Consider the following 13,388-nt stretch of genomic DNA (forward strand, 5'->3'; position numbering starts at 1 on the left):
TTATGTTAAAGCGATGAAAAAAGTTAACCCACAGCTGTTGTAGCAGGAAGATTTACTATGTTGAGACGACATCAGTCCGGTTTCTCGTTTATCGAAGTGTTAGTTGCCTTCTTTATTTTGGCAACTGGCCTGATTGGCACTGTTGCCATGCAAGCCGTAGCCAAGCGTAATAGTTTTGATGCCACCCAGCGTGCGCAGGCACTGGCGATGGCCAACGATATTATTGACCGCATTCGCGCTAACAGCTCAGTTGCCGAGAGTTACAATGCTAATGATTACGGTGCCGGTAATATCGGTGCGCCTAATCCACGTTGTAATTTAGCTGGCGCTAACTGCACTGCAGCTCAAATCGCGCTAAATGATAGGTTTGAATGGGATCAACGTTTGTTGGGGACTGATGTGACCCGCGCAGGTGCCAATTCCGGTGGCATTGTTGGTGCTACCGGTTGTGTGCGTTTTAACGCAACGGGCGACCTTACTGTAGTCGTGTCCTGGCTGGGGCGCGAAGCCATACAAGATGCTGCGGCCAGCACTGGCGAGCTAGATTGCGGTGATGAGAGCGCAGAGCGGCGACAAGTGGTAATTAACACCTTTATCTGGCGACAGGAATTATGACAATGCGATATATAAGACAAGCTGGTTTAACCCTGGTAGAGCTTATGATTTCACTGGCTATTGGTGTGTTCCTGCTAGGCGGTATTACCGCTGCCTATATTGCTATGCGCACCACCACTGCCGAAACCGTTGCGCTATCTGAAGTGCAGCAAAATGGCCGTATGGCTATTTCATTGTTAACCGCAGATATTCAGCAGGCCGGGTTTCGTGGCATGTTGCCAACGTTTCACGCTAACACGGTTGCCCCGGCGCCTTTCGCAGGCGATTGTACCTGGGGCCTAAATGGCGGCAGCTTTCCACAAGCCGGTTTGGGTAATTTCCCGGCCATTTGGGGCCGCACCTTTGCCGCCGGTGGTAATGCAATGGGCTGTGTTGTCGCCGCCATAGCAAACAGCGATGTTATTCAGATAAAACGCGGTGCTGGCCCAGCAATCGCGCCAGCAGGTATACAAGCAGACCGCTTTTATCTGGAAAGTAGTATGAGCCAGGGCGTCATTTTTCCTGGTACAGCGGCAGCGCCGGGGCTAAACCAAGGCGAGATTTGGCCCTACTTACACCATGTCTATTTTGTTACCACTGAGCAGTTTGATGGACAGGCTGTGCCAGTGTTGTCGAGAATGGAGCTGCGCAACAATGGCGGTCCAACCATGACGCAAACTATGATGTTGGACGGTATAGAGCGGATCCGGTTTTACTATGGTGTTGATTTGAATGATGACCAAGTGATTGACAGTTATCTGGCAGCAAACGCTATGCCTGCAACTTTATGGCAAGCCGACACCAAGGTGATGGCGGTAAGGATTTTTGTGCTGGCCCGTGCCACCCGGCCAGATAATGATTTTGTGAACAACAGCAGTTATGACCTCGGCGATGGCGTAGCTTTTGTGCCGAATGATAATTTTCGCCGAATGCTGTTTTCAACCACAGTTAACATAGCAAATTAGCGTTCTACGAGGTGAATGAAATGCATAGATGTAACCGACAACAAGGGTTTGTGTTGATTGTCGCCATGATCATGTTAATTGCAATAACCGGCGTCGCCGTTGCACTTTTGGTTAGCTCTGGCGTAGACAATAAAATGATGTCATCGGCGCAGGAGGCTGAGCTGGCGATAAATGAAGCGAAAGGTGCGCATGATGAGGCTTACCGTAGTGAAGAGTTTCAAATCGGCGGCCGTAACCAGTTTAGTTTGCGCTTGCCGATCGGTCAGACGTTGCCTGTGAAAACCACACAGCCAAACTCTGCCGGCGTTATTTCGACCTACACGGAAATTCCGGAAGCAACAACCTGCCTGCGGTCTTTTACGAATAATAGTGGTAACACCGGGCTAAAATGTACTTATAACCGGGTGGTAACCAATACTAACTATGGCGAAGTTGGACAAGTAATTACTGTCCGATCAGTAGCATCGCAGCGCGTGATAGATTAATGGAGAGTGCAATGAAAAAGTTTAGCCTTAGTCTGTTTGCAGCAGCCCTAACGCTGGGTGTCTGTCCTCCAGTAAGTAGTGAAGATATCGAAATTTATGTGGGTAGCCAGAGTTATCGTCAGGGCACTAATGCCAAGGTAATGATAATTTTCGATAACTCAGGTTCTATGCGAACCCTTGAAGAGGTAAAAAAGCCTTATAACCCAAACGTCACATATGACACTAAAGGCTATGAAGAGTTTAGTGATGCCGCTATTTATTTTAACCGCGGTGATAATGTTGATGATGGAGCTGGACTGGTACCAACCTCGCACAGCAATTCGCGTCGTTTTAATAAAGATATTTTAGGCTGTGAAACCGCCTGGGAGAAACTGCGCACCGTAGGCTATTACACTGGATACCTGCGTGAGTATCAAATTAAGGGTAGCTCGGGTTCATGGGAGCCTCTGCCAGCTGAAATGGGCCTGAATACCAACAATCCGGTTGATTGCTTTGATGATATTGTTAATAAAAACCCCCGTAACGGTACTTATAGCAGTAAATATTTACAAATCCCCAACGACCGCTATCCAATAAACGGCACTGGCAATGCCAAAAATGATCTAGAAAACGTTGCCTACACTACAGATTGGGAGCTGGCGAATAGCAAAAGCTCAGCCTTGCAGGGCGGCCAGCCCGTTACTTTGTATACCGCAAATTACATCAATTATTACCATGCTACTGAGAGCGATGTTGGAACTGAATCTAAAACCCGTCTTGAAGTCGCCAAAGAAACCATTAATGAGTTGCTAACGGCAACGCCAGGTGTCGATTTTGGCATGATGTTATTTAACCTTAACGCACCAAGTGAAGGCGATCGTGACGGTGGTCGTATTGTCAGTGGTATCAAAAAAATGACAGATGCCAACCGGGCCGCACTGCTGAGCACCTTGCAGGAAATTGACGCTGAAACCAACACACCGCTGTGCGAAAGCTTGATGGAGACTAAACGCTATTTTGCTGGTGAAAGCGTGGTTTATGGTAAAAAAGATAGTGATGCAAAGGCCTATGGTTATATTGGCAACACGCCTGACCGGGATAAGACCATTGAATCCGGTACCAAATATATTTCCCCTTATGATAAGTGTTCTGATGTTATTTATACCATTTTGATTACCGATGGCGAGCCGACGGTAGATAACCATGCCGACACTGCGATTGCTGCATTAAACCCTGATGTGCAGCCGTTTGATATGGGCAATAACCGCAAAAACTATTTGCCGGTGCTGTCACATTGGATGCTAAATAATGATATAAATCCAGACTTGCCAGGTAAGCAAATCGCTAAGCTATATACCATAGGTTTTGGTGAGCAGGCTGTCGATAATGCCGGTCAGTTACTGCAGGCGGCAGCTGATAACGGTGGCGGTAAATATTTCGCCGCCAGAAGCGCTTCTGCATTAGCGACTGCTTTGCAAGCCAGTTTATTAGAAATCTTAAAGGTGAATAGCAGTTTCACTTCACCCTCTGTTGCCAGTAATAACTTTGACCGAACCCGCAGTTTAGACAGTGTATATTATGCGATGTTTTTACCTGAAGCAGGTACTCGTTGGTCGGGCAATTTAAAAAAATTAAAAATTCAGGGCGAGTCTGTTGTTGACCAAAAAGGCGCAGTAGCGATTGAACCTAGTGGCTCAATCGGAGAGTCAGTCACAACATTCTGGAACAACAGTGGTATACCAGATGGCAACAGAGTTGTAGAGGGCGGCGCACTAGCGCAGCTGCAAAAGCAAGCCAGTCGTCGCTTTTTAGTTAATATTGACAGCAGTATTAAAGAACTTAAAAGTGATAATTTCGCCAATGGAATTTTAGCGAACTTACTAGGCATAGATAATGCTGCACTGGCAGAAGATATTGCCTGGGCCAGAGGTATTGACGTTGATGACGACGATCGAGATGGCAGTAAAACAGACTTACGTCGCGATCTGATGGGCGACCCGCTGCACTCTAAACCTTTGGTATTAAGCTATGGTGAAAATGATATCCGTATTCTAGTCGGTACTAACCACGGCTTTATGCATATGTTTAAAGATAGCGGCACTACTGTGGCGGAAAGCTGGGCTTTTATGCCGCAGGAGCTGATGAAAAACATCCCGGCACTGCGGCGTAACCAAAATGGTGACCCTAAGGTCTATGGTGTAGATGGTACGCCTGTGGCGTATTTCCGTGACCTGGATAATGACGGTATTATCGGCTCGGACGACAAAGTCTGGTTGTTTTTTGGTTTGCGCCGCGGCGGCTCGTCTTACTACGCGTTAGATATTACTAATCCAGATGACCCTAAACTGATGTGGCATATCGATAGCGGCACATCGGGTTTCTCCGAATTAGCGCAAAGCTGGTCTAAACCTGTTATTACCTTTTTAGAGGTTAATGGTGATAAGCCAGTACTTGCCTTTGGTGCGGGTTTTAGTACCAATAAAGACAGCTTGGGCGTGGTAAGCGAGGATAATGAAGGCCGCGGCGTGTTTTTGGTTGATGCTGCTAGCGGTACCTTGATAAAGGCGTTCGGACCCAACGAAGGTGTTAAACACAGTGTCGCAGCAGCTGTCGCACCATTGGATTCAGATTTTGATGCATTCGCTGACCGACTGTATTTTGCCGATACAGGTGGTAATGTCTGGCGCGCCGATTTAGTTGGTACCGATACTAGTAAATGGACTTTACATAAGTTTGCTGAGCTGTCGGATGGTACTCAACTTGGAGATAGGCGCTTCTTCAATGATCCCGCTGTAGCGCCAGTGTATATGCGTCAGGTAATTGAAAATACAACCATTATTAATGGTCAGACTACAACAGTGACGACTCAGGCTGATGTGCCGTTCGATGCGGTAGTCATTGGTAGTGGTAGCCGTCCACATCCATTGAGTGAAAGCAGTAATGATATGCTGTTTATGCTGCGAGATATGAATACGGTAAGCCAGTTGTTTACAGTTGATAATATGCCTGAGCCTATAGTGATATCAGATTTGTTACAGATAACAGACACCACCAAGCCAGCAACCCCCGAGAATATGCTAGAACGGGCGAAAGATATGTCCTCTACCAAAGGCTGGTATTATCAATTGGCTTCAGCAGAAAAGTCATTATCGCCTGCAATAGTGCTGTCGGGTGTAGCATTTTTTACCAGTTATATTCCGACGGTTGAAGTTGATGAAAACACCTGCTCCTTAAGCGGTGGCTTGGGTCGATTGTATTCTTTTGATATGAATATGGGTTATTTTGTGCGCAACATTGAAGAGTTCGAAGAGATTATTCCAGATACTCCTACCACTGTTACAACGACAGATCCCGTAAAAGATGAAGATGAGAATGATGATGAATGTCAAGGTGATAATTGTGGTACCGCACCGCCGACAACCAATATCATTGTAAAAGATAAAATTATTAAAGTAGACGACGATGACCGTGGTACAACACGTATCTATCAGGTCATAGATGAAAATCTGTAACGGAGTGGTTGCATGAACCAACGCGGTATTACCTTAATTGAGCTGATGGTCGTGGTGGCGATCATCGGCATTCTGGCGGCTATTGCTTACCCAAGCTATACCCAGTACGTGCAGCGTAGTAATCGCAGTGAAGCGATGAATGAGCTGGTGCGTATTGCCAATTTACAGGAGCAGTTTTTTGCCGACAACCGCCGTTATGCAGCGGACCTAACCGAGTTGGGCTTTCCGGCGGTAACCACTCTGACAGAAAATGCGTTATATCAGATTCAGGTGTCAGCGGCTGCGGCGCGAACCTTTACGTTGACGGCAACCGGGCAGGGGGTGCAGGCTACTGACGCCTGCGTCACCATGAGTATTGATCAGGCTGGCGCTAAAACTGCCTCAGCCCAGAACTGCTGGAGATAATATGAAACACGTTATTATTGCGTTAAGTGTCGGCCTATTGTGCCTGCCAGTAAGTGCTCAGCAAGTGAAAGAGAAAACGGGTTCGGTGCACGCTTATAAGTGTCATTTGGAATTAGCTGATAAACGCCAGGTAATTCGGGACTATCGCCAACAACCGAAAAATCAGAATGCCAATCTTGAACGTATGCTGCGTAACGAGCAGGTCGCTGTTGAGCGAGGCACCCGCCTTGCTATTACTCAGGTTTTTGAGTGTGTTGAGCGCGATGGCGAATTTAGTAAAGCTGTAGCGCGCGAACTCGACCGTAATACCCTGCGGTAACTTCGCGACAAAATAAAAAATGCCGGCTTGCCGGCATTTTTTATAGGTATTTTACTTTTAGGGGCAATTCACGCCTTGTTTGCTGACTCTGGAGCGGCCAGACTGCAGTAGCGTAAGTTGTGCTGCTTTATCGGCTTTACCCGCCGGACAATATGACATCATGCCATTCTCGCTAGCAGTGCCGTTAGCGGAAAAAGTCACACCTGCAACGGCAAAATTGACAGTGTCATTAGCTGCAGAAGCTTCGGTAACCCGTAATACGGTTTCGTTAGCATCCAGCTGACGGTTGTTATTGGGGTCATTAAACACACTAATCTGACCTTGCCAGTTATTGCCACAAGCGTTATTGGTTAATGGGCAAATAGTTACCGGTGACCGGGTTGAAGCAGCGTGAGAGCGAGCGAAGGCAAACATCCGTGATACCTCCGTAAGTTTCGCCTCTGCGCGCGAGTCTTCCAGAAAATTATTCATAGCTGGTATGCCAACGCCCGCCAAAATTGCCACTACAGCCACTACTACCATCAACTCTAACAGGGTAAAGCCTGACATCCGCTGCATCTACAACTCTCTTTCTGATTTACCACAACACAAACAGCAGTGTAGCAGAGGCAGGAAGCAGATTCACACTTAAAATAATTCATATAAACAATGGTATACATATTTCCTTAGAAAAATTCCGCTTTTAATTTGACCAATTGAAATAATGTTGTAACTTTAAAGTTAATTTTATTAACTTTTGGCATACGGATATGCGGTTACAATCTGGTTTCAGTTTAATTGAAGTATTAATAAGCCTGCTTATTTTAAAAGTGGGCTTATTGGGTGTGCTGGCAGGGCAAACGCTGGCGCTGCAGCAGGTGCAAGACGCGTTGCAGCGCACCCAGGCCGTTGCCTTTAGCACATCGGTATTAAATGAACTGGCGGGTAATAGCGCCTTATTACCGGCTGTCAATGAACTGACGCCCTACATCGAGCTGCCTGAATTCCCGCCTTGTGTGCCACCAACGCCATGCACTCAAACACAGATAACATCAATACAGCTGCATCAGCTACTTAGCCGCTTACAACAGACGACTTCAGGCAAGCTTTATCAGGCAGCGCTTTGCGTAACACCTCAGCAGCAGGCTGTACAGCTTACCATGACCTGGCAGCGAAGAGCACCGCAGCACGCAGGTAACGCATCTGGCTGTGGCGCTGAAGCGCAGCGGGCACAACTTGTATTAACCGCCAGCGAGGGCTAAGCCATGCGCTCGGTACCGGGGTTTACCCTATCTGAATTGCTTATTGCGATGGCGTTATCGTTAACCATAATAAGTATGGCGCTGACGGCGTTTAGTAGCTTAAACCGCTCAGCGAGGCAAACCCAACAGTTAGCCGAGCTGCAACAAAATGCGCAGCTTATTAATAGTCTTTTTCAGCGCGAGCTGGCCAATATAGGCTTTTGGGGCGGTGGTGCTTCACCTGAAACCGCGATCGGTACCACATTGCCTGCAATACCCTCCAGCGATTGTATTGACCCTGTGTTTGACAGTGGCAGTTTTCCTGCTGCAGGCAAGCCTTTTGTCACCCTCTATGCTGGCTACGCCTTAAATTGTATTGCCTCGCCGCTAGCCGGTAGCGAAATATTGCAGCTTAAGCGGTTAATTGGTCAGCCGACGACGCCGGCACAGTTCAGGCCAAACCGTTTTTATTTTGAAGCCAACTGGCAGCAAAGCCGCTTTGTCGATACGGCCAGTGCTGATCTGAAAGCAGCATTGGATTATCTGCCCTACCAGCATCTGGTGTTCTATCTGCAGCAACAACTGGTAAATGATGAGTCTGTGCCGGTGCTGATGCGCAAGCGGTTAAGCCGAAATGCGGCAGGCGAGGCAGTAATCAGCACAGATGCCATTTTAGATGGGGTAGAGCGGCTGCATTTTGAATTCGGTATAGACACCAATGCTGATGGTGAGCTCGACTATATTTTGCCAACAGCACAGCTAACAGCAGATCTGTGGCAGCAGCAACACAGCCGCATCATAAGTATGCGCTACCATATTTTGCTGCGCTCGCGCCGGCCAGATCCTGCCTACATAAATAACCAGGTCTATCAAATGGGGCAACAGCAGTTTGAGGCGCCGAACGATAGCTACAGACGATTGTTGCTTAGCAGCAGCGTATTTTTTCATAATCAGCTATTGCAGGGAGGCATATGAAACGGACAACAGGCATGGTGCTTATTATGGTACTGATTTTTCTGCTGGTGATGAGTTTATTGTTATCCGCCATGTTATTGGTAAGCCAATTAAGCCACAAAGCTGCTTACGCCGGACAACAACAGCTGCAAACAGAGCAGACTGCATTGGCAGAGCACATGCAAGCAGTCGCCATAGCCGATGCAGGCGATCAGCCCTCAATGACCCCATTAGCACAATGTCCGGCACAGTTTGCTGCCTGGTCGGCGTCGGCACTGAACTGCCAGATAGCGCGAATTGATACTGAAACCTATTCCGACAGCCGGCTATTTTATGCGTCTTATCGCAGTATCGTGCTGACAGCCAACTTAGCTGATGGGGCATCTGATGATGAGCAATAAAAGCATCTTAGCGCTTTTGCTGCTGAGCCCTTTGGCTGCAGCTTGCGATTTAAACCCGTCGCAGCCTCTGCCTGCAACGATGTGGTCACCCCTGGCTAATATGCCAGTGCGCGAAATTCTGATTAGCAATAATGTGCAGCTTGATGTACCAGCGGCGCCCGGTGTGGTCCGTCTGACACAAAGTGATAACCAACAGCTTATTGCTGAGCTAAGCAGTTGGCCGACAGACAGCGGTCAGGTGGGCAGTATTCGGGCACAACCTGCGGTGCTGGATCAGGATTATGATGGCATCGCTGATGCCCTGTATGCGGTGGATGAGCACGGCCTGGTATGGTATCTGCCGCTAAATAATACGGGTTTTAACATGCCACAGCTGCTGGCTGACTTTACTCAGTTGCAGGCGCAGTTTCACCAGCCAGTGCAACTGGTACAGAGTGTAGCCGCCGATGCTGGTTTTGCCGGGCAGCGCCAGACCATGTTGTTACTGATCGCCAGTACTGCAGATGCAGGAGATATACTCATCATGCTAAAACACCGTCAGGGGGAGGAAACTCCTGTGGATATCAGCAAGCTGGTTGATCGCAGCGAGCTTAGCGCAGCAGAATTACAAACCGGTATTAGCGATGCCAACTGGTTGCAACTGCAACAAAGTGGTGGCTGGTATGTGAAAACGCAGCGCCGTATCAGTGCCAAGCCAGTGGTTTACGCTGGAGTGGTGTATTTTACCTCGGCTGAAGTGTCACAGCTTAATGCCGATTGCAGCTTAGGTGCTGACGCCCAGCCGCAATTACATGCATTACATTTACATCACGCCGGCGCGGTTTATGCCAAGCGGCAGTGGCAGGTTATTCAGCCAGATGCTGCAGAACTCGCACTGCAGCAAAATGGGCAGGGCGAACTTGAAGTACTGCTACACAATGAGCATCAGCAGCAACTGGTACTGACAGAGTTGTTAGCCGTTGATGCTGCTTGTGCCAGCTGTGTTAAGCCGCTGCCAGCACATAGCTTCCCCAAAGTTAAGCGGCTGGCCACTTTTCAGTATGAAGAGGGGGCGCATGAGTGAAACAGTGTACAGCGGGCTCGCAACAGGCGTTTAGTTTGATTGAGCTATTAATTACAATCGCCATTATCGGTATTTTGGCTGCGATATGCTATCCGTCATATCAGCAATATGTATTACGAACTTACCGCACTGAAGCAACCACCACATTATTGCAGCTGGCGAATAATCAGGAGCATTATCTGGCAGATCATGGTAGCTACACGGCAGATTTGGCTGTGTTAGGCGGGGCTTATTCTAGCCGTTATAGCTTTGAGGTGCTGTTAACGGAGCAAAACCAGGCGTTTGAGTTACGTGCATTGACGCAAGGTCCACAGCAAGCGGATACCTCATGCAGTTTGTTTACATTAAACCATCTGGGGCAACGTAATCAGTTGTCACCGCAGACGCTGTCCTGCTGGGATTAATAGGGACAGGCTTGGCTAACCTCGGTCAGCCGGCCACGCCCGGCCTGATTCACCGTAAGGCGGTAATACCACTGTTGTGTGGGTTTAGCACAGTAATAAAAGGTACCATTTTCAAAGCCGTTCAAGCTGTCGTCGCGGCGAAAACTAATAGCCTCCCGGTTGTATACTAATTGGTGTCCTTGCGGTACCGCAGGTAGCTCTCTCAGTAGCTTACTACTGCCATCAGAGGGATATTGAACAAAAAGCTGTACGGGCGCACTGTGCCAGGCTTTGGTACATACCCCATCCTGCATCGGGCAAAACTGTACTGGCAAATTACTGCTACTGGCGGCCACTCTGGCGTAGGCTAAATGCTGACTAAACTGGCGGATATAGGCCGCAGCCCGCTGGCGGTCAATAAAGCTGGCCAAGGCTGGCACAGCCATAGTCGTGAACATAATCAGAATTGCCAGGCTAATTAATAGCTCTGGTAGGCTAAAGCCGGTACGGGCGGGAAAAGTCATACTAAGCTCCTTACAGTAAATGCCTGCACTAAGCTTAGTATGAATTGCTTAAATGTGAATTAAATGTTTTTTAATCGTGTATTGTTGGAATGGGTTCGCGCTTGTGCTGGGTGCGCAGGTAAATAGCGATCAGCTTTTCGCTAACCTCTGTCGGTACCGTTTTGCCTTCGAGAAAATCATCAATTTGCTCATACGTTAGACCCAGCGCTGCTTCGTCGGCTTTTTGTGGTGCCAGACACTCTAAATCGGCAGTAGGGGTTTTTCCAACCAACAATTCAGGTGCGCCAAGGGTTTGGGCCAGTAACCTGACCTGGCGTTTACTCAAGCCAAACAAAGGGGCTAAATCACAAGCGCCATCACCCCACTTGGTGTAAAACCCGGTAATGTTTTCGGCTGAATGATCGGTGCCCAGCACCAGGCCACCGGTCAATGCCGCGATATGGTATTGCACCACCATCCGGCTGCGCGCTTTTACATTGCCCTTGGCAAAATCGGCCTGTGCTTCAGTGGCACTGGCCAGCCCTTGAGCAGCCATAGCGGACCAGGTCGCCTGGTGCAGCGCATCTGCACCCTGCTGGATGTTTACTGATAACGCCTTAGTGGGGCGAATAAATTCCAGCGCCAGTTGTGCTTCTGCTTCATCCTTTTGTGTGCCATAGGGCAGGCGCACGGCAATAAATTGATAGCCGGCTTTTTGTGTATTTAACTCATCCACTGCCAGTTGAGCCAGCCGGCCACATGTGGTGGAGTCAACACCGCCGCTAATGCCCAGCACCAATGTGTTTAACCCTGATGTTTGCAGGCGGTGTTTAATAAAGTCGATCCGCCGGCGGATCTCAAATTGTGCGTCTATTTGTGGTTGTACCCGCATTTGCGCAATAATCTGTTCTGCATTCATCACTTGTCGCCTCTGCTGTAAATAATTGACTATCTTACCCTGCTTTACTGTCTGTGGATCAAGCTAATCTTCGGCATTATCTGCTGAACCCTGAAATGGCTTGTATTATACTGCTTGCACTATCGCAGCGTAACTAACGGACAACACGATGAAAAAAATTGAAGCCATTATTAAACCTTTTAAACTGGATGATGTACGCGAAGCCCTGGCCGATATTAATATCACTGGCATGACAGTCACCGAAGTTAAAGGCTTTGGCCGGCAAAAAGGCCATACTGAGCTGTACCGTGGCGCTGAGTACATGGTGGATTTTTTACCTAAGGTAAAACTGGAAATTGTGGTGCCTGACGAGCAGGTGGAGCGCTGCGTTGAAGCCATCATGAAAACCGCGCAAACCGGTCGCATTGGCGATGGTAAGATTTTTGTCTTCGACGTCGAAAGAGTTATCCGTATTCGTACTGGCGAAGAAGATGAAGATGCGATATAACATTTTTACCTTCTGTTAACCCGGTCCCGATGATGCGGTTTCGACAAGCCAGATTAGCCTGCTTAATAACAACCTTGCTGCTTGCTGGCTGCAGTGCCAAGCTGACATCAAGTCCGACAGCTGTGGTTACTCCACCGCCTCAGTCGGTATTGTTACAAACAGCAGAGTCGCCTATACCAACCGTTACAGATATTTTTACGTTAACTGGCGAGCAGCAACGTGAATTTCTCGCCTACTTCAATGCGCCTTCACGTCAAACAATAGCGAAACATCGTCGGATCTATCATTTTTTAGCTGAACACTTGGCGGGGTTTACCTATCTGGGCGAGAACTATACCGCTGCGCAATCATACCAATATAAAAGTGGTAATTGTATCTCACTGGCAGTGCTGACGAAGGCTTTGGCAGATTTGGTTGGCGTACAGATTGAGTTTCAAACCATCGTCAGCGCGCCGGTTTACAGCATTGAAAGTGACTTTATGCTGTCATCAGATCATGTGCGAACATTTTTGTACGATCCAGATTTCGTGGAAGAAGAGGATAGGGTCTATTTTTCCAGGCCGGCAATAGTAATTGATTATTTGCCCGCAGGGACCGATATAACTGGCCCGCGCGTGTCGAGCCAGACTTTTATCGCTATGTTTTATCGCAATTTGGCTGCAGATGCCGTTTTACAAGGCAACTATATGCAGGCGCTCGCGTTACTGCGTACAGCGCTGGACTATGCGCCGACTTATGCTGCCGTTATTAACCTGATTGCCGTTGTCCATCGTCGGGTGGAAGAGCAAGCGCTGGCCGAGCAGTTTTATCAATATGGCTTACAGGTCGCTGATGCTAAAACCACGTTGATCAGTAATTACGCGGTGTTGAAGCGCAGCATGGGGGAGGATGAGCAAGCTCAAGCATTATTACAGTCGTTGAAATCGCATGATGAACATGACCCGTATCGTTGGTATATCCTTGGTAAAGAAGCGGCACTCAAGCAACAATATGATGATGCTATCGTGTTTTACCGCAAAGCCATAACGCAAGCCCCTTACCTGCATCAGTTGCATTTTGAACTGGCACTGGCCTATTTCTACATAAATCAACCTGCGAAGGCCCTCCAGTCGCTGAGTATGGCAGCTGAGCTCTCACCTGTGGGCAACCAGCAACAGCGATATCAGGCCAAACTGCAAGCCATTGCATTAAGACAATAA

The 13,388-nt window shown here is 48.2% G+C and carries 16 protein-coding genes; 13 read left to right on the forward strand and 3 right to left on the reverse strand.

The features are described 5' to 3' along the window. The first annotated feature begins 57 nt into the window (after positions 1-57). From pilV to ABGI61_RS09825, 6 genes are read left to right on the forward strand one after another with little or no spacing between them, the layout of a single operon-like run. On the forward strand, positions 58-615 hold the full coding sequence (pilV, locus tag ABGI61_RS09800) for a type IV pilus modification protein PilV (protein WP_347600524.1): 558 nt from the start codon (positions 58-60) through the stop codon (positions 613-615). Positions 616-617: 2 nt separating this feature from the next. Further along, entirely contained in the window at positions 618-1,559 is a 942-nt protein-coding gene (locus ABGI61_RS09805; protein WP_347600527.1) for a PilW family protein, read from the forward strand. Positions 1,560-1,579: 20 nt separating this feature from the next. Continuing rightward, positions 1,580-2,044, forward strand: a complete 465-nt coding sequence (locus tag ABGI61_RS09810) for a pilus assembly PilX family protein (protein WP_347600530.1) — start codon at positions 1,580-1,582, stop codon at positions 2,042-2,044. An 11-nt stretch (positions 2,045-2,055) separates the two neighbouring features. Continuing rightward, positions 2,056-5,535: a pilus assembly protein gene (locus tag ABGI61_RS09815; RefSeq protein WP_347600533.1), complete on the forward strand. Its 3,480-nt coding sequence runs from the start codon at positions 2,056-2,058 to the stop codon at positions 5,533-5,535. Positions 5,536-5,547: 12 nt separating this feature from the next. Beyond that, a complete protein-coding gene (locus ABGI61_RS09820) occupies positions 5,548-5,940 on the forward strand; it encodes a type IV pilin protein (RefSeq protein WP_347600536.1) in 393 nt (130 codons plus the stop codon). A gap of 1 nt (position 5,941) precedes the next feature. Further along, positions 5,942-6,259, forward strand: coding sequence for a TapY2 family type IVa secretion system protein (locus ABGI61_RS09825; RefSeq protein ID WP_347600539.1), 318 nt, complete (start codon positions 5,942-5,944; stop codon positions 6,257-6,259). Between the two features lie 57 nt (positions 6,260-6,316). On the opposite strand, the gene ABGI61_RS09830 is transcribed toward ABGI61_RS09825, so the two are convergent. Further along, positions 6,317-6,817: a GspH/FimT family protein gene (locus ABGI61_RS09830; RefSeq protein WP_347600542.1), complete on the reverse strand. Its 501-nt coding sequence runs from the start codon at positions 6,815-6,817 to the stop codon at positions 6,317-6,319. A 191-nt stretch (positions 6,818-7,008) separates the two neighbouring features. Here ABGI61_RS09830 and ABGI61_RS09835 point away from each other — a divergent pair, with 191 nt between their 5' ends. Genes ABGI61_RS09835 through ABGI61_RS09855 form a run of 5 tightly spaced genes read left to right on the forward strand, consistent with a single transcriptional unit; the run spans position 7,009 to position 10,301 of the window. Beyond that, positions 7,009-7,500: a type IV pilus modification PilV family protein gene (locus ABGI61_RS09835; RefSeq protein ID WP_347600545.1), complete on the forward strand. Its 492-nt coding sequence runs from the start codon at positions 7,009-7,011 to the stop codon at positions 7,498-7,500. A 3-nt stretch (positions 7,501-7,503) separates the two neighbouring features. Next, positions 7,504-8,454: a PilW family protein gene (locus tag ABGI61_RS09840; protein WP_347600548.1), complete on the forward strand. Its 951-nt coding sequence runs from the start codon at positions 7,504-7,506 to the stop codon at positions 8,452-8,454. Further along, positions 8,451-8,834 (forward strand): hypothetical protein, encoded by a 384-nt coding sequence (locus ABGI61_RS09845; protein WP_347600551.1) that lies wholly within the window; start codon positions 8,451-8,453, stop codon positions 8,832-8,834. Before ABGI61_RS09840 ends, ABGI61_RS09845 begins: the two co-directional genes overlap by 4 nt. Beyond that, positions 8,821-9,897 carry a pilus assembly protein gene (locus ABGI61_RS09850; protein ID WP_347600554.1) on the forward strand — a complete coding sequence of 359 codons (1,077 nt, stop codon included), beginning with the start codon at positions 8,821-8,823 and terminating at the stop codon, positions 9,895-9,897. The genes ABGI61_RS09845 and ABGI61_RS09850 overlap by 14 nt, the downstream gene beginning before the upstream one ends. Continuing rightward, positions 9,894-10,301 carry a type IV pilin protein gene (locus ABGI61_RS09855; protein WP_347600557.1) on the forward strand — a complete coding sequence of 136 codons (408 nt, stop codon included), beginning with the start codon at positions 9,894-9,896 and terminating at the stop codon, positions 10,299-10,301. Before ABGI61_RS09850 ends, ABGI61_RS09855 begins: the two co-directional genes overlap by 4 nt. On the opposite strand, the gene ABGI61_RS09860 is transcribed toward ABGI61_RS09855, so the two are convergent. Together ABGI61_RS09860 and nadE are read right to left on the reverse strand one after the other, a co-directional pair. Continuing rightward, entirely contained in the window at positions 10,298-10,804 is a 507-nt protein-coding gene (locus ABGI61_RS09860) for a GspH/FimT family pseudopilin (RefSeq protein WP_347600560.1), read from the reverse strand. The genes ABGI61_RS09855 and ABGI61_RS09860 overlap by 4 nt on opposite strands. Before the next feature lie 70 nt (positions 10,805-10,874). Then, the gene (nadE, locus tag ABGI61_RS09865) at positions 10,875-11,702 is read right to left on the reverse strand and encodes an NAD(+) synthase (protein ID WP_347600563.1); all 828 of its coding nucleotides are present in this window, start codon (positions 11,700-11,702) and stop codon (positions 10,875-10,877) included. Between the two features lie 148 nt (positions 11,703-11,850). On the opposite strand from nadE, the gene glnB reads away from it, so the two are divergent. Together glnB and ABGI61_RS09875 are read left to right on the forward strand one after the other, a co-directional pair. Then, positions 11,851-12,189: a nitrogen regulatory protein P-II gene (glnB, locus tag ABGI61_RS09870; protein WP_008219040.1), complete on the forward strand. Its 339-nt coding sequence runs from the start codon at positions 11,851-11,853 to the stop codon at positions 12,187-12,189. Between the two features lie 149 nt (positions 12,190-12,338). Further along, positions 12,339-13,388, forward strand: coding sequence for a tetratricopeptide repeat protein (locus tag ABGI61_RS09875; RefSeq protein WP_347600568.1), 1,050 nt, complete (start codon positions 12,339-12,341; stop codon positions 13,386-13,388).

Origin of the sequence: Rheinheimera fenheensis, assembly GCF_039871805.1 — a bacterium.
Lineage (GTDB): Bacteria > Pseudomonadota > Gammaproteobacteria > Enterobacterales > Alteromonadaceae > Alishewanella > Alishewanella fenheensis.